28 protein-coding genes and 1 other annotated feature are annotated in these 23400 nt (G+C 33.9%); all 28 genes read right to left on the reverse strand.

The window, feature by feature from the left end:
• Positions 1 to 7: 7 nt before the first annotated feature.
• A complete protein-coding gene (gene rplE / locus QZ321_RS08890; protein WP_133016285.1) occupies positions 8 to 550 on the reverse strand; it encodes a 50S ribosomal protein L5 in 543 nt (180 codons plus the stop codon).
• A 22-nt stretch (positions 551 to 572) separates the two neighbouring features.
• On the reverse strand, positions 573 to 887 hold the full coding sequence (gene rplX / locus QZ321_RS08895) for a 50S ribosomal protein L24 (protein ID WP_195468546.1): 315 nt from the start codon (positions 885 to 887) through the stop codon (positions 573 to 575).
• A gap of 17 nt (positions 888 to 904) precedes the next feature.
• Positions 905 to 1273, reverse strand: coding sequence for a 50S ribosomal protein L14 (gene rplN / locus QZ321_RS08900; protein ID WP_005212064.1), 369 nt, complete (start codon positions 1271 to 1273; stop codon positions 905 to 907).
• Positions 1274 to 1305: 32 nt separating this feature from the next.
• Positions 1306 to 1560, reverse strand: a complete 255-nt coding sequence (gene rpsQ / locus QZ321_RS08905; RefSeq protein ID WP_005212062.1) for a 30S ribosomal protein S17 — start codon at positions 1558 to 1560, stop codon at positions 1306 to 1308.
• Between the two features lie 22 nt (positions 1561 to 1582).
• Positions 1583 to 1795: a 50S ribosomal protein L29 gene (gene rpmC, locus QZ321_RS08910; protein ID WP_005212060.1), complete on the reverse strand. Its 213-nt coding sequence runs from the start codon at positions 1793 to 1795 to the stop codon at positions 1583 to 1585.
• Positions 1795 to 2229: a 50S ribosomal protein L16 gene (gene rplP / locus QZ321_RS08915; RefSeq protein ID WP_040419026.1), complete on the reverse strand. Its 435-nt coding sequence runs from the start codon at positions 2227 to 2229 to the stop codon at positions 1795 to 1797. Before rplP ends, rpmC begins: the two co-directional genes overlap by 1 nt.
• An 18-nt stretch (positions 2230 to 2247) precedes the next feature.
• Positions 2248 to 2916, reverse strand: a complete 669-nt coding sequence (gene rpsC / locus QZ321_RS08920) for a 30S ribosomal protein S3 (protein WP_042401527.1) — start codon at positions 2914 to 2916, stop codon at positions 2248 to 2250.
• Positions 2917 to 2936: 20 nt separating this feature from the next.
• A complete protein-coding gene (rplV, locus tag QZ321_RS08925; protein WP_005212053.1) occupies positions 2937 to 3272 on the reverse strand; it encodes a 50S ribosomal protein L22 in 336 nt (111 codons plus the stop codon).
• Between the two features lie 21 nt (positions 3273 to 3293).
• A complete protein-coding gene (rpsS, locus tag QZ321_RS08930; RefSeq protein WP_005212052.1) occupies positions 3294 to 3578 on the reverse strand; it encodes a 30S ribosomal protein S19 in 285 nt (94 codons plus the stop codon).
• A gap of 65 nt (positions 3579 to 3643) precedes the next feature.
• Complete coding sequence (gene rplB / locus QZ321_RS08935; protein WP_291740298.1) at positions 3644 to 4477, reverse strand: 50S ribosomal protein L2; 834 nt, start codon at positions 4475 to 4477, stop codon at positions 3644 to 3646.
• 58 nt (positions 4478 to 4535) lie between these two features.
• Positions 4536 to 4832, reverse strand: coding sequence for a 50S ribosomal protein L23 (gene rplW / locus QZ321_RS08940; RefSeq protein ID WP_133016289.1), 297 nt, complete (start codon positions 4830 to 4832; stop codon positions 4536 to 4538).
• On the reverse strand, positions 4832 to 5452 hold the full coding sequence (gene rplD, locus QZ321_RS08945) for a 50S ribosomal protein L4 (RefSeq protein WP_291740296.1): 621 nt from the start codon (positions 5450 to 5452) through the stop codon (positions 4832 to 4834). Before rplD ends, rplW begins: the two co-directional genes overlap by 1 nt.
• 24 nt (positions 5453 to 5476) lie before the next feature.
• Entirely contained in the window at positions 5477 to 6106 is a 630-nt protein-coding gene (gene rplC, locus QZ321_RS08950; RefSeq protein WP_291748372.1) for a 50S ribosomal protein L3, read from the reverse strand.
• An 81-nt stretch (positions 6107 to 6187) separates the two neighbouring features.
• A complete protein-coding gene (rpsJ, locus tag QZ321_RS08955) occupies positions 6188 to 6496 on the reverse strand; it encodes a 30S ribosomal protein S10 (protein WP_021876938.1) in 309 nt (102 codons plus the stop codon).
• Positions 6497 to 7355: 859 nt separating this feature from the next.
• Positions 7356 to 8549: an elongation factor Tu gene (gene tuf, locus QZ321_RS08960; RefSeq protein ID WP_294196647.1), complete on the reverse strand. Its 1194-nt coding sequence runs from the start codon at positions 8547 to 8549 to the stop codon at positions 7356 to 7358.
• A 176-nt stretch (positions 8550 to 8725) separates the two neighbouring features.
• Entirely contained in the window at positions 8726 to 10792 is a 2067-nt protein-coding gene (gene fusA / locus QZ321_RS08965) for an elongation factor G (protein WP_294196649.1), read from the reverse strand.
• A gap of 77 nt (positions 10793 to 10869) precedes the next feature.
• On the reverse strand, positions 10870 to 11340 hold the full coding sequence (gene rpsG / locus QZ321_RS08970; RefSeq protein WP_005212828.1) for a 30S ribosomal protein S7: 471 nt from the start codon (positions 11338 to 11340) through the stop codon (positions 10870 to 10872).
• A 154-nt stretch (positions 11341 to 11494) separates the two neighbouring features.
• Complete coding sequence (gene rpsL, locus QZ321_RS08975; RefSeq protein WP_133016968.1) at positions 11495 to 11872, reverse strand: 30S ribosomal protein S12; 378 nt, start codon at positions 11870 to 11872, stop codon at positions 11495 to 11497.
• 55 nt (positions 11873 to 11927) lie between these two features.
• Entirely contained in the window at positions 11928 to 12167 is a 240-nt protein-coding gene (locus QZ321_RS08980) for a ribosomal L7Ae/L30e/S12e/Gadd45 family protein (protein WP_294196651.1), read from the reverse strand.
• 153 nt (positions 12168 to 12320) lie between these two features.
• Complete coding sequence (rpoC, locus tag QZ321_RS08985) at positions 12321 to 15857, reverse strand: DNA-directed RNA polymerase subunit beta' (protein WP_294196653.1); 3537 nt, start codon at positions 15855 to 15857, stop codon at positions 12321 to 12323.
• Positions 15858 to 15878: 21 nt separating this feature from the next.
• A complete protein-coding gene (gene rpoB / locus QZ321_RS08990) occupies positions 15879 to 19586 on the reverse strand; it encodes a DNA-directed RNA polymerase subunit beta (protein ID WP_294196655.1) in 3708 nt (1235 codons plus the stop codon).
• A gap of 316 nt (positions 19587 to 19902) precedes the next feature.
• Complete coding sequence (gene rplL / locus QZ321_RS08995; protein ID WP_042402292.1) at positions 19903 to 20268, reverse strand: 50S ribosomal protein L7/L12; 366 nt, start codon at positions 20266 to 20268, stop codon at positions 19903 to 19905.
• Positions 20269 to 20301: 33 nt separating this feature from the next.
• Positions 20302 to 20805 carry a 50S ribosomal protein L10 gene (gene rplJ / locus QZ321_RS09000; RefSeq protein ID WP_133017086.1) on the reverse strand — a complete coding sequence of 168 codons (504 nt, stop codon included), beginning with the start codon at positions 20803 to 20805 and terminating at the stop codon, positions 20302 to 20304.
• Positions 20806 to 20842: 37 nt separating this feature from the next.
• Positions 20843 to 20974, reverse strand: a sequence feature (ribosomal protein L10 leader region).
• Positions 20975 to 21018: 44 nt separating this feature from the next.
• The gene (gene rplA, locus QZ321_RS09005) at positions 21019 to 21708 is read right to left on the reverse strand and encodes a 50S ribosomal protein L1 (protein WP_294196658.1); all 690 of its coding nucleotides are present in this window, start codon (positions 21706 to 21708) and stop codon (positions 21019 to 21021) included.
• A 59-nt stretch (positions 21709 to 21767) separates the two neighbouring features.
• Positions 21768 to 22193, reverse strand: coding sequence for a 50S ribosomal protein L11 (gene rplK, locus QZ321_RS09010; RefSeq protein WP_042402288.1), 426 nt, complete (start codon positions 22191 to 22193; stop codon positions 21768 to 21770).
• A gap of 81 nt (positions 22194 to 22274) precedes the next feature.
• Positions 22275 to 22796 (reverse strand): transcription termination/antitermination protein NusG, encoded by a 522-nt coding sequence (gene nusG / locus QZ321_RS09015; protein ID WP_294196660.1) that lies wholly within the window; start codon positions 22794 to 22796, stop codon positions 22275 to 22277.
• Between the two features lie 39 nt (positions 22797 to 22835).
• Positions 22836 to 23066, reverse strand: coding sequence for a preprotein translocase subunit SecE (secE, locus tag QZ321_RS09020; protein ID WP_294196661.1), 231 nt, complete (start codon positions 23064 to 23066; stop codon positions 22836 to 22838).
• 50 nt (positions 23067 to 23116) lie between these two features.
• Positions 23117 to 23266: a 50S ribosomal protein L33 gene (rpmG, locus tag QZ321_RS09025; protein WP_042402281.1), complete on the reverse strand. Its 150-nt coding sequence runs from the start codon at positions 23264 to 23266 to the stop codon at positions 23117 to 23119.
• Between the last annotated feature and the right edge of the window lie 134 nt (positions 23267 to 23400).

Below are 23400 nucleotides of genomic sequence, written 5' to 3' on the forward strand. Positions count from 1 at the left end.
CTCCTTATTATTGAGCGAATGGCATTCCAAGGAATCTTAATAATTCTCTTGCTTCTTCGTCTGTTTTTGCAGTTGTAACGAAGATAATATCCATTCCTCTAACCTTATCGATCTTATCGTATTCTATTTCTGGGAATATTAATTGTTCTTTAATTCCTAAAGAATAATTTCCTCTTCCGTCAAATGCTCTATCAGAAACTCCTCTGAAGTCTCTAACTCTTGGAAGAGCTATAGACATTAGCTTATCAGCAAATTCAAACATCTTTGCTCCTCTTAATGTAACTTTACATCCTAATGCCATGTTTTCTCTTATCTTAAAGTTAGCAACTGATTTCTTTGCTCTAGTTAAGATTGGTTTTTGTCCTGAGATAAGTTGTAAATCAGCAACCGCAGATTCTAAAACCTTTTGGTTATCCTTAGCTTCTCCAACTCCCATGTTTATAACGATTTTTTCAAGCTTTGGAACTTCCATGATGTTTTTATATCCGAACTTTTCTGTCATAGCTTGAATTACTTCATTTGTATACTTCTCTTGAAGTCTTGGTGTCATAATTAGTACCTCCTTTCAGATTTTAGAATGTTTCTCCACACTTCTTACAAACTCTAACCTTAGTACCATCTTCTAAGATTTTACTGCTAATTCTTGTAGCATTTTTGCATTTTGTGCAGTATAACATAACTTTTGAGCTGTATATAGCTCCTTCTTTTTCTATTATTCCACCTTGAGCATTTGCTCTAGTTGGCTTTTGGTGTTTCTTTACTATATTAACTCCTTGAACAAGAACTTTTCCTGTTTTTGGATATACCTTTAAAACTTCACCAGTTTTTCCAGCGTCTTTACCAGAAATAACTACTACTGTGTCGTTCTTTTTAACGTGTAACTTCAAATTAGCCACCTCCTCTATTATAGAACTTCTGGTGCTAATGATAATATTTTATTAAATTCTTTATCTCTTAGCTCCCTAGCAACTGGTCCGAAGATACGAGTTCCTCTTGGTTGCTTATCTTCTTTTATTATAACAGCAGCGTTCTCATCAAATTTGATGTATGAACCGTCAGCTCTTCTTAATCCTCTTACTGATCTAACAATAACAGCTTTTACAACGTCACCTTTTTTAACAACTCCGCCTGGTGTTGCACTTTTAACGCTAGCTACTATTATATCTCCAATGTTACCGAACTTTCTCTTTGATCCGCCTAAAACTCTGATACACATTATTTCTTTAGCACCTGAGTTATCTGCTACCTTTAATAAGGTTTGTTGTTGTATCATTGAAATTTACCCTCCTTTCAGTCTTTAAAAGCTTATTTAGCTCTTTCAACTATTTCAACAAGTCTCCATCTCTTATCTTTAGATAATGGTCTAGTTTCCATTATTAATACTCTATCATTCATGTTAGCTTCATTATTTTCATCATGAGCCTTGAATTTAGTAGTTCTATTCATAGTTTTTCCATATAGTGGATGTCTTACCTTAGTTTCAACAGCAACTACGATAGTCTTATCCATTTTATCAGAAACAACTCTACCGATTTTCTTCTTTCTTAATCCTCTTTCCATTAGGGGCTACCTCCTTCCAGATTTACTGTTCAAATGCCCTGATCTCTTCTTCTCTAATGATGGTTTTGATTTGGGCTATAGATTTCTTTACTTCTCTTATTCTCATAGGATTTTCTAATTGTCCTGTAGCTAATTGGAATCTTAAGTTGAATAATTCAGCTTTTAATTCACCTAGCTTAGCAACTAAATCTTGAGGATTATTTGCTCTTAAATCTTTTAATTCTCTAGCCTTCATTATTCTTCACCACCCATTTCCTCAAAATCTCTTCTTGTAACGAATTTACACTTTACAGGAAGTTTGTGTGATGCAAGTCTCATTGCTTCTCTTGCAACTTCTTCGTTAACTCCTGATAATTCAAATAATACTCTACCAGGTTTAACTACAGCTACCCAGTATTCTGGTGAACCTTTACCAGAACCCATTCTTGTTTCAGCTGGTTTCTCAGTAACTGGCTTATCTGGGAATACTTTTATCCAAAGTTTTCCTCCTCTTCTAATGTATCTGTTAATTGCTATTCTGGCAGATTCTATTTGGTTACTTGTTATCCATCCACAAGTTTGTGCTTGAATACCAAAATCTCCGTATGCAAGGAAATTACCTCTAGTAGCTTTTCCTTTCATTCTACCACGTTGTACCTTACGATGCTTAACTCTTTTAGGCATTAACATGACTATATTCCTCCTTTCTTACGCGTTAACTTCTTCCTTCTTTTCAACTTTTTTAGTTGGAAGAACTTCTCCATTATAAACCCAAACTTTAACTCCGATTTTACCGTATGTTGTATCTGCTTCAGCAAATCCATAATCGATATCAGCTCTTAATGTTTGTAGTGGAATTGTTCCTTCATGATATTGTTCAGTTCTAGCGATTTCAGCTCCGCCTAATCTTCCTGAACAAGCTGTTTTAACACCCTTAGCTCCTAATTTCATAGCTCTTTGGATGCTTTGTTTCATAGCTCTTCTGAAAGAAACTCTTTTTTCTAATTGAGCAGCAATGTTTTCAGCAACTAATTGAGCGTTTGCTTCAGCATTCTTAACTTCAACTATGTTTATTAAAATATTCTTTCCGTTTACTAATTTAGCAACCTTAGCTTTTAAAGCTTCGATTCCTGCACCACCTTTACCGATAACAACACCTGGTTTAGCAGTATATATATTTAACTTAACTCTTTTAGCTGATCTTTCGATTTCGATTTTAGCGATACCAGCTGAGAAAAGTTCTTTCTTTACGAATTCTCTTATTTTGTTATCTTCAATTAAGTTATCTGCAAATGTTCTCTTATCAGCATACCATTTAGCATCCCAACCTTTGATAACTCCAACTCTAAGTCCGTGAGGATGTACTTTTTGACCCACTTGTTTTTCCCTCCTTCTTACTAAGCTCTTTCTTTAACTACTACTGTTATATGACTTGTTCTCTTGTTGATTCTGAACGCTTTTCCGTGGTCCATTGGTCTGAATCTCTTTAAAGTTGGACCAGCACCTACGAATGTTTCAGCAACATATAAGTTTTCAACATTTAAGTCATGATTGTTCTCTGCATTTGCAACAGCTGATTTTAAAACTTTGTTTATAACAACTGCAGCATCTTTTGGAGTGTATTGTAATATAGCGAAAGCCTCGTTAACGTTTTTTCCTCTTATTAAATCAAGAACAACTCCTACTTTCATTGGAGACATTCTAACATATTTAGCTATAGCTCTAGCTTCCATTGGTGTTCCTCCTTTCCCAGATTACTTTCTTTTTCTTGATGCTTTTTCGTCGTAATCGTGTCCTCTGTATGTTCTAGTAAGAGCAAATTCTCCTAATTTATGTCCTACCATATCTTCGCTCACATATACTGGAACGTGTTTTCTACCATCATGAACAGCGATTGTATGACCAATCATTTGTGGGAAAATTGTTGATGATCTTGACCAAGTCTTAACAACCTTATTTTCACCATTAGCATTCATTTCTTCTATCTTCTTTAAAAGTCCTTCGTGTACGAAAGGTCCCTTTTTTATTGATCTACTCACTATAATTTGCCTCCCTTCATAATCTCTAGGCCCAGTAAGCCTGAAGAGAATTAATTTCTCTTCAATTACTTACTATTTCTTCTCTTTATTATGAATCTATCAGAATACTTCTTATTCTTTCTAGTTTTGTATCCAAGTGCTGGTTTACCCCATGGAGTAACTGGACTTGGTCTACCGATTGGTGATCTACCTTCACCACCACCATGAGGGTGATCGCAAGGATTCATTACAGAACCTCTAACTGTAGGTCTCCATCCCATGTGTCTCTTTCTACCAGCTTTACCGATATTAACGATATCGTTAGTAGTGTTAGAAACTGTACCGATTGTAGCTCTACATTCGATTCTTACATATCTCATTTCACCTGAAGGTAATCTTAATGTAGCATAGTTACCTTCTTTAGCCATTAATTGAGCAGAAGTACCTGCTGATCTAACCATTTGGCCACCTTTACCAGCTTGTAATTCTATGTTGTGAACAACTGTACCAACTGGCATATCTTTTAATGCTTTTGCATTACCAACTTTGATATCAGCTTCTGGTCCAGATACGATTGTATCTCCAACTTTTAATCCTACTGGTGCAAGAATGTATCTCTTTTCACCATCAGCATATACTACTAAAGCAATGTATGCTGTTCTGTTTGGATCATATTCTATTGTAGCAACTTTTGCTGGAATACCATCCTTATTTCTCTTGAAATCTATTATTCTGTATTTTCTCTTAGCTCCACCACCGTGGTGTCTTACAGTTATTTTACCTTGAGCATTTCTACCACCAGTTTTCTTTAAAGAAACAAGAAGTGATTTCTCTGGGCTGTTTGTAGTTATTTCTTCAAAACTAGCCATTGTCATTTCTCTTCTTGATGGTGTAGTAGGTCTAAACTTTTTAACTGCCATGCTAATTCCCTCCTTCTTTAAGCTTATCTGGTATTTTTACCAATATTCCGCTTTGATATTATTGCATTCCTTCGAAGAATTCAATACCTTTGCTATCTTGAGCTAATGTTATTATAGCTTTCTTTTGATCAGCTCTCTTACCAACATGTACGCCCATTCTCTTAGTTTTTCCCATAGTTCTTATTGTTTGAACTTTTTCAACTTTAACGCCGAAAACTTCTTCAACCGCTTTCTTTATTTGAACTTTGTTAGCGCTCATATGAACTATGAAAGTGTACTTCTTTTCTGCCATTGCAGCCATTGACTTTTCAGTTATAACTGGTTTTCTGATTATATCGTGGCTTGTTAACTTCATTATGCGTACACCTCCTCAATTTTTGATACAGCATCCTTAGTCATGATTACTTTTGGATATTTTAATAAATCATAAACATTGATGTTGTTAACTGGAAGTACTGCTACTCCTTCTATATTTCTAGCTGATTTGTAAACTGTTTCGTTTGCTTCAGCAGTAACAATTAATGTCTTCTTAGCATCGAAAGCATTTAACATTTTAACAATTTCCTTAGTCTTAGGAGCTTCTAATGTTAAGCTATCTAATACTACCATTTCATCATTTTGAACTTTGCTAGTTAATGCTGATAACATAGCAACTCTTCTCATTGATTTTGGTATTGACATTCTGTAATCTCTTGGCTTTGGTGCGAATACAACTCCACCCTTGATCCATTGTGGTGCTCTGATTGATCCTTGTCTAGCTCTACCAGTTCCCTTTTGTCTCCAAGGCTTAATTCCGCCTCCTCTAACCTCAGCTCTAGTTTTAGCTGATTGAGTTCCTTGTCTCTTGTTAGCTAATAATGCAACAACTACTTGGTGCATAGCATCTGCATTCACTTCAACAGCGAATACTTTATCATTTAATTGGATATCTTCAATTCTATTTCCTTCTTTGTTAAATAATCCTACTGTAGGCATTCTGTCTCCTCCTTTCTAAAGAAATTAAGCTTTAACAGCATTTCTTATTACAACTGTGCTCTTGTTAGCACCTGGGATACCACCCTTAACTAATATTAAGTTCTTTTCAGCTATTACTTTAACAACTTCTAAGTTTAATACTGTAGTATTAACAGCACCCATGTGTCCTGGCATGTTCTTATTCTTAAATGTTCTTGATGGATCAGAAGAAGCCCCCATTGAACCTACTGCTCTGTGGAACTTAGAACCGTGTGACATTGGTCCTCTGTTTGCATTCCATCTCTTAATAACCCCTTGGAATCCCTTACCTTTAGAAACTCCTGAAACGTCAATTTTATCTCCAGCTACAAATAAATCAGCTTTGATTTCTTGACCTACTTCATAAGCGCTGCAATCTTCTAATCTGAACTCTTTTAATGTTCTTCTTAAAGATACTCCAGCCTTAGCAAAGTGTCCTTTTCTTGGCTTATTAACTAATTTTTCTCTTATTTCACCGAAACCAACTTGTATTGCTTCATAACCATCCTTTTCGATAGTCTTCTTTTGAACAACAACACATGGTCCAGCTTCTACTACAGTTACAGGAACTACTTTTCCATTTTCATCGAAAATTTGAGTCATCCCTATTTTCTTACCGATTATAGCTTTTTTCATGTATTTACACCTCCTAAACGTATTAGCGGATTGCTTCATGCAATCATAACCGTTCAAACTGTTTATTTAATAGTTAAGCTATTATAGCTTTATTTCGATATCTACACCTGCTGGTAAGTTTAATCTCATTAATGCATCAACAGTTTTTGGTGATGGATTAACGATATCGATTAATCTCTTGTGTGTTCTGATTTCGAATTGTTCTCTTGAATCTTTATATTTATGAACAGCTCTTAATATAGTAACAACATCTTTTTCAGTAGGTAGTGGTACTGGACCTGCAACCTTAGCTCCTGTTGATTTAGCTGTTTCAACGATTTTTTCAGCAGATTGATCTAATATAGTGTGATCAAAAGCCTTTAATCTGATTCTTATTTTTTGTTTTGACATTCTGGTTTCCCTCCTTTTCATGTACGCTTTACTTCTAACGCACAACAGCAATAGTTATGTAAACTGTTCCTGGTGTTTCCTTTCCAAGAACATGAATTACTATTCCTGCCGTCGGATTCTAGATCCTGACTTGCTCCTCAAGAATAACCCGGAAGTCCGGCAACCTCTTGATTCATCACGTTATGCTACACAACTTCTTCATTATACTATCTTTATAAATCTTTATCAAGACTTTTTTTTTATCTTTTTTTAACAATTTTTAAAAAAAATTTTTTAAGTTTTTAGAAATAATTTTGTCGTTCAACTGTTTTAATTTTATATCGAATTTAAGTTTTTTTCAATAGTATATTTAATGAAATTTTAGTTTCTCTTACCTTATATTATATATAGATATACAGTTTATTCTAAAATAAACACTTTTATATAAATTTTAATCATTTATTTATATTTTTACTTAAAGTAATTATAAAACTAATTAAATATTAATAGTATTGTCATATTTTTAAAAAGTTAAATGATTGTTTTTGTTTTACTTAATAATTAATTTTCATTAGAGAAACAAGTTAATGCTAAATTTATATATATAAATAAAAACTTCTATTTATTATAACTTTAATTTTTATTAATTTTTTACAAACTCTTTATAAAAAGTCATTTGTTATTTTATCTATATTAATAATTAAAAATTAAAATATATTCTAAGAATATTGTTTATATTACTTATATATTTAAAGTAACCTACTTTATATTTTAATATCTAATAAAAATAGATAAAAAAGAAAGAGTAAGGGCGTCCCCTTACTCTTTCTTTCGTGATCACAATTTTTAATTAATTTAAATTTATATAAAAAGTTTTAAACTATTCGATTATAGAAGTAACAACTCCTGAACCTACAGTTCTTCCACCTTCTCTGATAGCGAATCTTAATCCTTCATCCATTGCTACTTGAGTTATTAACTCAACATTCATATCGATGTGGTCTCCAGGCATAACCATTTCCATTCCTTCTGGTAACTTGATTGATCCTGTAACGTCTGTTGTTCTGAAGTAGAATTGTGGTCTATATCCATCAAAGAATGGTGTATGTCTTCCACCTTCATCTTTCTTAAGTACGTATACTTGACCTACGAACTTGCTGTGTGGATTTACTGATCCTACTTTTGCTAAAACTTGACCTCTTTCGATTTCTGTTCTTTGAACACCTCTTAATAACGCTCCTATGTTATCTCCAGCTTGCGCTTCGTCTAGTAACTTTCTGAACATTTCTATTCCTGTTACTACTACTTTTCTCTTCTCTTCTGTTAATCCTACGATTTCTACTTCGTCTGATACGTGAAGGATACCTCTTTCAACTCTTCCTGTTGCAACTGTTCCTCTACCAGTGATTGTAAATACGTCTTCGATTGGCATTAAGAATGGCTTATCTGTTGCTCTTTCTGGAGTTGGGATATAGCTATCTACTGCATCCATTAATTCCATTATGCAAGCTGTTGCTTCTGGATCTGTTGGGTTTTCTAATGCTTTTAATGCTGATCCTTTTATTACTGGAATATCATCTCCTGGGAAGTTGTATTCTGATAATAATTCTCTTACTTCCATTTCAACTAATTCTAATAATTCTTCATCGTCTACCATATCTGCTTTGTTTAAGAATACTACGATATAGTCAACTCCAACTCTTGATGCTAGTAATATATGTTCTCTTGTTTGTGGCATTGGACCATCTGCTGCTGAACAAACTAATATTGCTCCATCCATTTGTGCTGCCCCTGTGATCATGTTCTTAACATAGTCAGCGTGTCCTGGACAGTCAACGTGTGCATAGTGTCTGTTTTCTGTTTCGTATTCAACGTGTGCTGTGTTGATTGTGATTCCTCTTTCTTTTTCTTCTGGTGCTCTATCTATATCAGCATAGTTGAACGCTTCTGCGAATCCTCTATTTGCTAATACTGTTGTGATTGCTGCTGTTAATGTTGTCTTACCGTGGTCTACGTGACCGATTGTTCCGATATTTACGTGTGGTTTACTTCTTTCGAACTTTTGCTTTGCCATTTTGAATTTCCTCCTTTATGGAAACAAATTTATTTTAGTTTTAAACTTTTAAAAACTCTTAATTTGTTTTTTATTATAAATTAAAATTATTTTTAAATTAATATATATTAATTTCTGTAATGTTACCATAATTATATTATGGATAACATTACAAAAAATTATTACAAAATTATAAATTATTTAGCTCTTTTTCCAGCAACTTCTTCTTGAATGCTCTTTGGTACTTCTTCATAATGATCAAATACCATTGAGTAGTTACCTCTACCTTGAGATCTAGATCTTAAAGCTGTAGCATATCCAAACATTTCAGCTAGTGGTACGTACGCTCTTATAACTTGAGCTCCGTTAACTGCTTCCATTCCTTCCATTCTACCTCTTCTTGAGTTGATATCACCAATAACATCTCCCATGTACTCTTCTGGTACAGTTACTTCAACCTTCATCATTGGTTCAAGTAATACTGGGCTTGCTTTTTGCATAGCATTCTTAAATGCCATAGAACCAGCAATTTTAAATGCCATTTCTGATGAATCGACTTCGTGGTAAGAACCGTGTACTAACTTAACTTTGAAGTTAATAACTTCATATCCAGCTATAATACCGTTCTTAGCAGCTTCTTGAATACCAGCATCGATTGCAGGAATGTATTCTTTTGGAACAGCTCCTCCAACGATAGCATTTTCAAAGCTGTATTCTCCTTCAGTTGGTTCCATTTCAATTACAGCATGACCGTATTGACCCTTACCACCTGATTGCTTAGCATACTTAGCTTCTGCTTTAACAGCAGATCTGATAGTTTCTTTATAAGCAACTTGAGGAGCTCCAACGTTACATTCAACTTTGAATTCTCTTTGTAATCTATCAACAATGATATCTAAGTGTAATTCACCCATACCAGCGATGATTGTTTGACCTGTTTCTTGATCAGTCCAAGTTTTGAAAGTTGGATCTTCTTCAGCTAATTTAGCTAAAGCTAATCCCATCTTTTCTTGACCAGCTTTTGTCTTTGGCTCGATAGCTACAGATATAACTGGTTCCGGGAATTCCATTGATTCAAGTATAATTGGTGCGCTTTCATCACATAAAGTATCACCTGTTGTAGTGTTCTTTAATCCGATAACTGCTCCTAATTCACCTGCTTCTAAAGATTCAACTTCTTCTCTTGTATTAGCATGCATCTTAACAAGTCTTCCTATTCTTTCCTTCTTACCCTTTGTAGAGTTAAGAACATATGAACCGCTATTCATAACACCAGAATATATTCTTGTAAATGCAAGTTTTCCAACGAATGGGTCAGTAGCGATCTTGAACGCTAAAGCTGACATTGGCTCAGCATCTGAAGCTGCTCTTGAATCTTCTTCACCTTCTAAAGTTTGACCTTGGATTGCAGGAATGTCTAATGGTGATGGTAAATAAGCCACAACACCGTTAATCATTTCTTGAACACCTTTATTCTTGTATGAAGATCCACATATACATGGAACTATTTCATTAGCTATAGTAGCTTTTCTTAAAGCTGCATGTATTTCTTCTTCTGTGATTTCTTCACCTTCAAGATATTTTTCCATTAATGTTTCATCAGTTTCAGCAATAGCTTCTATCATAGCCATTCTGTATTCTTCTGCTTGATCAGCTAAATCAGCAGGAATTTCTTCAATTCTTACATCCTTACCTAAATCATCATAAGTAACTATAGCATGATTAGATATTAAATCAACCATACCTTTGAATTCTGATTCTGCACCTATTGGAATTTGTATTGGAACTGCATTTGCTTTTAATCTATCTCTTACAGTGTTTATACATCTGAAGAAGTCAGCACCTGTAGCATCCATTTTATTTACATATATCATTCTTGGTACGCCATATTTATCTGCCTGTCTCCAAACAGTTTCAGTTTGTGGTTCAACCCCACTCTTAGCGTCAAGAACTGTAACAGCTCCATCAAGAACTCTTAATGATCTTTCAACTTCAACTGTAAAATCTACGTGTCCTGGAGTATCAATTATGTTTAATTCATGACCTTCCCAGAAGCAAGTTGTTGCTGCAGAAGTAATTGTTATACCTCTTTCTTGTTCTTGAACCATCCAGTCCATTTGTGAAGCACCTTCATGTGTTTCACCAATTTTGTGAGTTTTTCCAGTATAGAATAATATACGCTCAGTAGTTGTAGTTTTACCAGCATCTATATGAGCCATTATTCCAAAGTTACGGAATTTATCTAATGGGTATTTTCTAGCCATTTTATGTCCTCCTCTCAATGAGTAATTTTATATTCGACAAAACTGTTCTGACATAAGCCAAAACAGTTTTTGTAGTATTAGTATCTGTAGTGAGCGAATGCTTTGTTTGCTTCTGCCATCTTGTGAGTATCTTCTCTCTTCTTAACAGCAGCTCCAGTATTATTAGCTGCATCTAATAATTCTCCAGCTAATCTTTGAGCCATAACTTTTTCGCCTCTTTTTCTAGCAGCAGCTAAAATCCATCTGATACCTAAAGTTTGTCTTCTCTCAGGTCTAACTTCGATTGGAACTTGGTAGTTAGCACCACCTATTCTTCTAGCTTTAACTTCTAATAAAGGCATAACATTGTTCATAGCTTCTTCGAATACTTCTAAAGCATCTTTGCCTGTTTTTTGCGCCATAATTTCAAACGCTTCGTAGCAAATCTTTTGTGCTACTCCTTTTTTACCATCTTCCATTACGTTGTTTATTAACTTAGTAACAACCTTTGAGTTGTACATTGGATCTGGTAATACATCTCTTTTTGCGATAAATCCTTTTCTTGGCACTTTTCTTCCCTCCTTAACAATTTTTAATTTAATTCATAGGTACTCGGTAAGTTTACTTACCGTAAAGTGCTTCGCTTCTTACATCTATATAAACTTATGTAAAATTTCTAGTCTATGTAAATGCCGAAGATAAGCACTGTCTTAGTTTAGAAAACTATTTTTGCTTTGGTCTCTTAGCACCGTATTTTGATCTTCCTTGCATTCTGTTAGCTACTCCAGCACAGTCTAGTGCTCCTCTTACGATATGGTATCTAACACCAGGAAGGTCCTTAACTCTACCACCTCTTATAAGAACAACGCTGTGCTCTTGTAAGTTGTGACCTACACCACCGATGTAAGCAGTAACTTCGAATCCATTTGTAAGTCTTACTCTGGCAATTTTTCTTAACGCTGAGTTAGGCTTCTTTGGAGTAGTAGTTTTAACAACTGTACAAACTCCTCTTCTTTGTGGACACTCATTTAGTGCTGGTGCTGTTGATTTATTAACAACAGTCTTTCTACCTTTTCTTACTAATTGGCTTATAGTTGGCATTTCTTCACCTCCTGAAATTTATTTATCTATATAAAATAAGATAAACACTAATTTATTATTCTAGGGTCAATGCTGTTGATGATTTAACATCAATACCACTTATCTCCCCAAGTTCTTTCATTGTAGATATTTCTACAATGTTAATGTTTTTCTCTTTTGCTAGTTGAATTATTGGAGAAATCAACTTAGCATTTGCATCTTTAGCTACATATAAAACTTTTCCTTCATCACTTTTAAGTAATTTAGTACATTGTTTTATTCCAATTACTTTTTTTACTACAATTCTGTCTAACATGAAATCCCCCTCCTCAATTAAAGATCATAGAGGCATGCTATACAGAATGCCTCCATAAATCATGTAGACAATTATACTGTAGTGTAGCTTTCAAAATCACACAATTGGTATTTTATCATTTAAGCATACACATGTCAATAAAATTGCACTGTATTATTCTATAATCTCAATATTATCTTCTTCTGTCTCTTCCCCTGGTACATCAAGCTTTACAGATCTATATCTCATCATACCTGTTCCAGCTGGAATTAACTTACCAATAATAACATTTTCTTTCAATCCAATTAATGGATCTATTTTTCCTTTAATAGCTGCTTCTGTAAGAACTCTTGTGGTTTCTTGGAATGAAGCTGCTGATAAGAAACTATCAGTTGCTAAAGCGGCTTTAGTAATACCTAATAACGCCATTTCACCCTTAGCTTCTTCTCCTCCGAACTCTCTTACTCTTGCATTTTCTTCTTCAAAGTCAAACATATCTATCATTGTACCTGGTAATAATTCAGTATCTCCTGAATCAGAAACTTTTACTTTTCTAGTCATTTGTCTAACAACTACTTCTAAGTGCTTATCATTAATATCAACACCTTGAAGTCTATAAACTTTTTGAACTTCAGAAAGTAGATATCTTCTAGCACCTTCAACACCTTTGATATTCATAATATCATGAGGGTTAACTGAACCTTCTGTAATTTCATCTCCAGCTTCAATAACGTCATTATCAGATACTCTTAATCTTGAACCAAACGGAATATCATAGCTACGCTCTTCCCCATCAGCAGCCATTACATATACAGTCTTTTTCTTTTTAGTTTCTTCAACTCTTACAGTACCTGCAATTTCAGAAACTATAGCAAGACCTTTTGGTTTTCTAGCTTCAAATAATTCTTCAACTCTTGGAAGACCTTGAGTTATATCTGCACCAGTAGCAACACCACCAGTGTGGAATGTTCTCATTGTAAGCTGAGTACCTGGTTCTCCGATTGATTGTGCCGCTATTATACCAACAGCTTCACCTATATTAATCTTTTGAGCTGTAGCCATGTTCATACCATAACATTTAGCACAAACACCTACTTTACAGTTACATGTAAATACAGATCTTATCTTAACCTTTTTAACACCTGCAGCTGTAATTCTATCAGCCATATGAGATTCTATATATTCATCTTTACCTAATAGTATTTCACCAGTTTCAGGATGTATAACATCTTCTGCTGTATATCTACCATATAGTCTTTCTGCTAATCCTTCAATTACTTCGTTACCTTCTTTAATTTCAGCAACTATTAATCCTCTATCAGTACCACAATCTTCTTCCCTTACGATAACATCTTGTGATACGTCAACAAGTCTTCTTGTTAAGTAACCTGAATCGGCAGTTTTAAGTGCTGTATCGGCATTACCCTTTCTAGCACCATGCGTTGAAATAAAGTATTCTAATACGTCAAGACCTTCTCTAAATGAAGCCTTGATTGGTAATTCGATAATCTTACCTGATGGAGCGGCCATAAGTCCCCTCATACCAGCTAATTGCTTAATTTGAGCCTTAGATCCTCTGGCTCCTGAATCAGCCATCATGAATATTGGATTAAATTTATCCAAGCTATCCATTAACGCATTAGCAACATCTTCTGTTGTCTTACTCCATTTTTCAATAACTTTTTCATATCTTTCATCTTCAGATATGAATCCTCTTTTATACATCTTTTCTACCTTTTCAACTGTTTCTTCAGCTTCTCTAAGTAAATCATACTTAGCTTCAGGTACTATCATATCTGATGCAGCAACTGTTACCGCACCAATTGATGAATAATGATAACCTAATGCTTTGATTTTATCTAGCATTATTGATGTATTAGTAGGTCCATGTTTTATATAACATTTATCTATTAATTTACCTAAAGTTTTCTTAGTAATTAAGAAATCAACTTCAAGATCAAATTCTTTTTCTGGATTTGTTCTATCTACATATCCTAAATCTTGAGGAATTGATTCATTAAATATAATCTTACCTACTGTAGTTTTGATTATACCATGTCTTACAACTCCGTCAACTTCTTTAAACATTCTAACATTGATAGAAGCATGAACTGCTATTTCACCAACATTATAAGCCATTATAGCTTCATCAACAGATGCAAAGTACATTCCTTCACCCTTAGCACCCTCTTTATCCATTGTTAAGTAATATGAACCTAAAACCATATCCTGTGTAGGAACACAAACTGGTTTACCATCAGATGGTTTCATTATATTACCTGCTGCAAGCATTAAGAATCTTGCTTCTGCTTGAGCTTCAACTGATAATGGTACGTGAACCGCCATTTGGTCTCCATCGAAGTCGGCATTATAGGCAGTACATACTAATGGATGAAGTTTTATTGCTCTACCTTCAACTAATACTGGTTGGAATGCTTGAATACCTAGTCTATGTAGAGTAGGTGCTCTGTTAAGTAAAACTGGATGGTCAGTAATAACTTCTTCAAGTATATCCCATACTTGATCATTTACTCTTTCAACCATTCTCTTAGCACTCTTTATATTATGTGCAACACCATCTTCAACTAATTTTTTCATTACGAAAGGCTTAAATAATTCTAAAGCCATTTCTTTAGGTAAACCACATTGGTACATCTTTAACTCTGGTCCAACAACGATAACAGATCTACCAGAGTAGTCAACTCTCTTACCAAGTAAGTTTTGTCTAAATCTACCTTGTTTACCTTTTAACATATCTGATAATGATTTTAAAGGTCTATTTCCTGGTCCTGTAACTGGTCTTCCTCTTCTACCATTATCTATAAGAGCATCAACTGCTTCTTGAAGCATTCTTTTTTCATTTCTAACTATTATGTCAGGAGCTCCTAAATCTAAAAGCTTCTTTAATCTATTATTTCTATTGATAACTCTTCTATATAAATCATTTAAGTCAGAAGTTGCAAATCTTCCACCATCTAATTGAACCATAGGTCTTAAGTCTGGTGGAATTACAGGAATTACATTTATAACCATCCATCTTGGATCATTTCCTGATTTTCTAAAAGATTCAACTACTTCTAGTCTTCTTATTATTCTGACTTTCTTTTGACCACTACTAGTCTTTAATTCTTCTTTTAAATCTCTTGAAGTTGCTTCTAAGTCAATTTCACCTAAAATTTCTTGAACAGCTTCTGCACCCATTCCTGCTATAAAGCTTTCTTCTCCAAATTTATCTACGGCTTCTCTATATTCTTTTTCACTTAAAAGCTGCTTCTTTAATAGTGATGTTTCCTTAGGATCTATAACAACATATGAAGCAAAATAAAGAACTTTTTCTAAAGCTCTTGGTGACATATCTAAAAGTAATCCCATTCTTGATGGAATTCCTTTAAAGTACCAAATGTGAGATACTGGGGCAGCCAGTTCAATGTGCCCCATTCTCTCTCTTCTTACTTTAGCTTTTGTAACTTCAACTCCACATCTGTCACAAACAATACCTTTGTATCTAACTCTCTTGTATTTACCACAATGACATTCCCAGTCTTTCATAGGTCCAAATATTCTTTCACAGAATAGACCATCTCTTTCTGGTTTTAAAGTTCTATAATTAATTGTTTCAGGTTTTTTAACTTCACCTCTAGACCATTCTCTAATTTGGCTTGGAGAAGCTAAACCAATTTGTATAGCATCAAAATTGTTCAATTCAAACAAGGGTATATCCTCCCTTCAATTTTAGTGTTCGTCATTAACGAAATCATCTAATTCTAATTCTTCTTCATGGAAACCTTCTAAAGTAAATGATTCATAATCTATATCTTCATCAATTTCCTCATCATTAGTTGTGTAACTATCGTCACTTGCAAATTGTTCTGGAACAACCTCTTCAGTTCCTTCGATATTTACTTCTAATTCTTCAGAATCATCATCTGAGAATTCTTTTAATTTAACTTCTTCGTTATCTTCATTTAATACTTTAACATCTAAACATAAAGCTTGAAGTTCTTTTATAAGAACCTTAAACGATTCAGGAACTCCTGGTTCAGGGATGTTTTCACCCTTAACAATTGCTTCATATGTTTTAACTCTACCTACAACATCATCTGACTTAACTGTTAATATTTCTTGTAGAGTATGTGCAGCACCATAAGCTTCTAATGCCCAAACTTCCATTTCTCCAAATCTTTGACCACCAAATTGAGCTTTACCTCCAAGTGGTTGTTGAGTAACTAGTGAGTATGGACCTGTTGATCTAGCATGAATTTTGTCATCAACTAAATGAGCAAGTTTTAAGATGTACATTATACCAACTGTAACTTCATTATCAAATGGTTCTCCAGTTCTTCCATCGTATAATACAGTCTTTCCATTCGCATTATATCCAGCTTTTTCCAAGCAATCTTCAATATTCTTTTCTGTGGCGCCATCAAATACAGGTGTAGCAATGTGCCATCCTAATGCACTTGCAGCCCAACCTAAGTGAACTTCTAATACCTGACCAATATTCATACGAGATGGAACCCCTAGTGGATTTAAACAAATTTGTAATGGTCTACCATCTGGTAAGAATGGCATATCTTCTTCTGGTAAAACTCTAGAAATAACCCCTTTGTTACCATGACGTCCTGCCATCTTATCTCCAACAGAAATTTTTCTTTTTTGAGCTATATAACATCTTACAAGCTCATTAACTCCTGGATTTAAATCATCACCATTCTCTCTTGTAAATACTTTTACATCAACGATGATACCTGCTTCTCCATGAGGTACTCTTAATGAAGTATCTCTAACTTCTCTTGCTTTTTCACCGAATATAGCTCTTAATAATCTTTCTTCGGCAGTTAATTCAGTTTCTCCTTTAGGAGTTACTTTACCAACAAGAACATCTCCTGATCTAACTTCAGCACCGATTCTGATTATTCCTCTTTCATCTATATCTTTAAGAGCGTCTTCACTTACATTTGGAATATCTCTTGTTATTTCTTCTGGTCCTAGCTTTGTATCTCTAGCTTCACATTCATACTCTTCAATATGAATAGAAGTAAATACGTCTTCTCTTACTAATTCTTCAGAGATAAGCATAGCATCCTCGTAGTTATAACCTTCCCAAGTAATGAATCCCATTCTTATATTCTTTCCTAATGCGATTTCTCCTAAGTCAGTTGCTGGTCCATCAGCTAAAACTTGATTCTTAAATACAATTTCACCTTTATCTACTAAAGGTCTTTGATTTATACAAGTACCCGGGTTACTTCTTTTGAATTTAAGTAGTTTATATATATCCGTTCCACCATCAATATCTCTCTTAATTCTAATTTCTGAAGAACTTACATATATAACTGTACCTGAGTTTTTAGCCTTTGGTAAAACTCCTGAATCAGCAGCTGCTCTATATTCTATTCCTGTACCAACTATAGGTGCTTGTGGCTTTAATAGTGGAACTGCTTGACGTTGCATGTTTGCTCCCATAAGTGCTCTAGATGCATCATCATTTTCAAGGAAAGGTATCATTGCTGTTGCAACTGAAACTATTTGTCTTGGTGAAACGTCTATTAAATCTACATCTTTAGCATTAACTTGTAATATGTCATGCTTATGTCTAACAGTAACTCTACTATCAACAAATCTTCCGTCTTCACCAATTGGTTCTTTTGCTTGTGCGATTAAATATAAATCTTCTTCATCAGCAGTGAAATATCTTATTTCATCTGTAACCTTACCAGTTTCTTTATCAACGATTCTATATGGAGTTTCAATAAACCCATATTCATTAACTTTCGCATATGTTGCTAATGAGTTGATTAATCCTATATTAGGTCCTTCTGGAGTTTCTATAGGACACATTCTACCGTAATGTGAATGGTGAACGTCTCTTACTTCGAATCCAGCTCTTTCTCTTGAAAGTCCTCCTGGTCCTAATGCAGATAATCTTCTCTTATGAGTTAATTCTGAAAGTGGATTTGTTTGATCCATGAATTGTGATAATTGTGAACTACCAAAGAATTCCTTTATAGCCGCAGCTACCGGTCTAATGTTTATTAACATTTGTGGAGTAATTGCTTCCTGATCTTGAATAGTCATTCTTTCTTTAACTACTCTCTCCATTCTTGATAAACCAATTCTAAATTGGTTTTGTAGCAATTCACCTACAGATCTCAATCTTCTATTACCTAAATGGTCTATATCATCAGTATATCCAACTCCATAAGCTAATCCTAATTCATAACTTATAGTAGCAAATATATCATCTCTTACAATATGCTTAGGTATTAATCTAGTTATGTTCTTTTTAATTTCTTCTTTTATAGATTGTTCATCATCATAGTTATCTAAAATTTCCATTAAAGTAGGATAATGAACAGCCTCTCTTATGTTTAAATCACTAACATCAAAAGGTACAACCTTTTCTAAGTCAACAAAATGATTTCCTATTACTCTTAATACTTTATCTTCTACTAAAATATCAACTGAGTTTATACCTGCATTTTGGATGTCAGCAGCCATAGCTCTACTTATTTTTTCACCTTGCTCAACCATAATTTCTCCAGTTGAAGGATTTATAATATCTGTAGCCGCTATTTGGTTTATTAATCTTAGATTAATAGCTAATTTTTTATTAAATTTATATCTACCAACTCTTGATAAATCATATCTTTTTGCATCAAAGAATAAAGAATCAATTAAAGACACAGCACTATCTACTGTTGGTGGCTCACCTGGTCTTAATCTCTTGTAAATTTCAAGTAAAGCTTCTTCCTTAGTCTTAGTATTATCTTTTTCTATTGTTGCTTTAAATCTTTCTTCTTCACCAAAATAGTCTAAAAGCTCTTGGTCACTTCCATATCCCATAGCTCTAGCTAAAATTGTGATAGGTAATTTTCTAGTTTTATCAATTCTAACATAAATAACATCATTAGAATCTGTTTCATATTCTAACCATGCACCTCTGTTAGGAATAACAGTTGATGAAAATAGTTTTTTACCACTCTTATCAACGGTATTACTATAATAAACACCAGGAGATCTTACTAATTGGCTTACTATAACTCTTTCAGCACCATTAATAATAAAAGTTCCTTGCTCAGTCATTAATGGGAAATCTCCCATAAACACTTCTTGCTCTTTTATTTCTCCAGTTTCATTATTTGTCAGTCTTACTGACACCTTTAGTGGAGCCGCATAAGTGCAATCTCTTTCTTTACACTCTTCCACTGAATACTTAATATTATTCATATCAAGTTTATAGTTTACAAACTCAAGTACAAGATTACCAGTAAAGTTTGAAATAGGATTTACATCATCAAAAACTTCCAACAATCCTTCTCTTAAAAACCACTCGTAAGAATCTAATTGTACCTCGATTAAGTTTGGCATTTCGGTTACATCTTTAACCTTAGCAAAGCTCATTCTAGTTCTTTTTCCGACTTGGACAGGATGTACCATGAATTTTCACCCCTTGTTTAAAGTAAAATAACCAAAAGCATAATTTCCCTAAGGACCTATGCTTTCGGAGAGCATCACGTTATAGTATAACCATATTTTTAATGATTATACTCATTTTCGCAAGAATATATAATTATCCATAATGAATAGTACATTTTATGATAGTACCATATCAAATTTTCTTTGTCAATACTTTTATATATTTGACTTTTAACTACATTTTATTAAAGTTATTTTATTTAAAAATAATTTTAATAAAATAATTTAGGCAATAAAAAAGGTGCTATAAAGCACCTTTTTATATTAAGTTAAGAAATTACTTAACTTCTACTTCAGCTCCAACTTCAGCTAATTTAGCTTTCATGTCTTCAGCTTCTTCTTTAGAAACAGCTTCTTTTAATGTCTTAGGAGCTCCGTCAACTATTTCTTTAGCTTCCTTTAATCCTAATCCAGTTATTTCTCTAACAACTTTGATTACTTTGATCTTGTTTGCACCAGCATTTGATAATACTACGTCAAACTCAGTCTTTTCTTCAGCTGCAGCACCTGCAACAGCTCCACCAGCAACAGCAACTGGAGCAGCAGCGCTAACACCAAACTCCTCTTCGCAAGCAGTTACTAATTCGTTTAATTCTAAAACAGTCATTTCTTTTATAGCTTGAATGATTTCTTCTCTTGTCATTTTAATTGCACCTCCAAAAATTTTATCAGTTTATTATTCAGCTGACTCTGATTCTTTTTTTTCTTTAATTGCATTTAATAAGTATGCAAGGTTTGATAATGGAGCCTTGAAGCTTCCAAGAAGTTTTGCAATAAGAACTTCTTTTGATGGGATTGTTGCAAGTTTTTCAACTCCAGCCTTGTCATAAACAATACCGTCAACAATACCTGCTTTTAATTCTAACTTCTTGTGGTCCTTAGCAAAGTTATTTAATACTCTAGCTGGAGCAGTAGCATCTTCATATCCAAATGCTATAGAAACTGGTCCTTCTAAATATTGAACTAAATCACCTAAACCTAATTCGTTAGCAGCTAATGTTACTAATGTGTTCTTATAAACTTTATATTCAACACCAGCTTCTCTTAAGCTCTTTCTTAACATTGTATCTTCTTCAACTGTTAAGCCTTGGTAGCTAGCTAATGCAACACCTTGAGCTTTTTCTAACTTTTCTTTAATTTCAGCTACTTTAGCTTCTTTAATTTGTCTGTTCTTCTTTATCACTGTGTGTCCACCTCCTCACAGTTTATTAACTGTAATATATATTAAGAAAGGTCTTCCCATAGACATAGGAAGACCAAATAAACAATCACTTATCTAGTTATCCTAGGCAGGCGATCACTTTAAACCTTACGGCACCTACTGTCTACGGAAACAGTATTTTCTTTTTCACAACGAAATTTATTATACTATGTAAATTTCACTATGTCAATATTAATCTAAAACTTTTGTTGGGTTAACTTTAGCTCCTGGTCCCATTGTGCTTGAAACTGATACTGATTTAACGTATTGTCCCTTAGCAGCAGCTGGTTTAGCCTTTACTAAAGCTTCCATTAAAGCATGGAAGTTTTGTTGTAATTTTTCAACTCCAAATGAAGCCTTTCCGATTGGGCAGTGAACGATAGCAGTCTTATCAACTCTATATTCAACCTTACCAGCTTTGATATCAGCTATAGCTTTAGCAACATCAAATGTAACTGTTCCTGATTTTGGGTTTGGCATTAATCCCTTAGGTCCTAAAACTCTACCTAATCTACCAACAACCCCCATCATGTCTGGAGTAGCTACTACTACATCATAATCGAACCAGTTTTCACCTTGGATTTTTTGAACTAATTCTTCAGCTCCAACGAAATCTGCTCCAGCTTCTTGAGCTTCTGTTGCTTTAGCACCTTTAGCAAATACTAAAACTTTAACAGTTTTACCAGTTCCGTTTGGAAGAACAACAGCTCCTCTAACTTGTTGGTCAGCGTGTCTTGGGTCTACCCCTAATTTTACGTGTAATTCGATTGTTTCATCGAATTTAGCTTTTGCAGTTTTTACAGCTAAGTCTAATGCTTCAGCTGGTGTATATAAAACGTTCTTATCTACTAATTTTGAACTTTCAACATATTTCTTTCCCATTATTATGCCTCCTTCGTGGTTTTAGCGGTTTTTACCTCCCACATTTTAAAAACTCAGAATTACTCTGCTATTGTAACACCCATACTTCTTGCAGTACCTTCGATCATGCTCATAGCAGTTTCGATTGTTGCAGCGTTTAAGTCTGGCATTTTTAATTCAGCGATCTTTCTTACTTGATCCTTAGTTAATGTTCCAACTTTTGTTCTGTTTGGAACTCCTGATCCGCTTTCTAATCCTAATTCTTTCTTAATTAAAACTGCAGCTGGAGGAGTCTTTAAGATAAAACTAAAAGATCTATCTTGATATACTGTTATAACAACTGGTATTATTAATCCAGCTTGATTAGCAGTCTTTGCGTTAAACTCCTTACAGAATCCCATAATATTAACACCATGTTGTCCTAATGCTGGACCTACTGGTGGTGCTGGTGTTGCCTTACCTGCAGGAAGTTGTAATTTAATCATTCCTGTTACTTTCTTAGCCATTTACTATTCCTCCTATACTGTGGTAATACGGACTTTTTGTCCTCCCACTTAATTAAAAACATTAGTTTTATATATAATATATTAAACTAATTTCTCAACTTGGTTAAAATCTAGTTCAGCTAATGTTTCTCTGCCGAACATATCTATTAAAGCTTTTATTTTGTGTTTTTCAACACTTATCTCTTGAATTATTGCCACAAATTCTCTTAGTGGTCCTGAGATAACTCTTACACTCTCTCCTACCTCTAAGTCGATATCAACTGATATTTCAACAACACCCATTGATTCTACTTCTTCTTCAGTAAGAGGTACTGGTTTAGAACCTGGGCCAACAAATCCTGTTACACCCCTTGTATTTCTAACCACATACCATGACTCATCAGTCATTAGCATTTTAACTAACACATATCCCGGAAACTTTTTCTTTAAAGAAACCTTTTGCTTTCCATCTTTTTCTTCAACAACTTCTTCCATAGGAACTTGAATATCAAGAAGTAAATGCTCTAGATTTCTATTTTCTATAGTTTTTTCAAGGTTAGCTTTAACCTTGTTTTCATAACCTGAATATGTGTGTACTACATACCATCTAGCTCTTTCACTCATATTTACTATAGATGAGAAATCTCATCTAAACCTCCTTCATTATAGTTTGAAGATTAATTTAAAGAGGTTTGTAAAAATATAATCTAACCCGCCAACTAATATAATATATATTAGCACGACTACGCCTACTGCAATTAACGCTTTTTTTGTGTCATCTTTAGAAGGCCAAGTTATCCTTTTAACCTCTGCCTTAAGCTCTCTAAAAAACTTAGAAATTCCTCTTTTTTCAGAAGTCTTAGTATTAATATTTACATTTTCTTTAATAGCCATTACTTCACATCCTTAACTATTGTGAGTATGTGTCATCACCCTAAAGTTAACTATTTAGTTTCTTTGTGTTGTGTGTGTTTTTTACAGAATCTGCAGTATTTATTCATTTCCATTCTGTCTGGGTTGTTTTTCTTATTTTTCATTGTGTTGTAATTTCTTTGCTTACACTCTGTGCATGCTAATGTTACCTTAACTCTCACAGTCTGCACCTCCAGTTTATCCAAATAATTATATAAGTCTATATGATATTGTGTTATCTATTTCGTTAATTACTTAAACACCTTACCATAAAACCGATATTATGTCAATAATATTAGTTTTGTAAAGGACTAGG

Origin of the sequence: uncultured Clostridium sp. (assembly GCF_910588715.1) — a bacterium.
In the GTDB taxonomy this organism is placed as follows: Bacteria; Bacillota; Clostridia; order Clostridiales; family Clostridiaceae; genus Clostridium.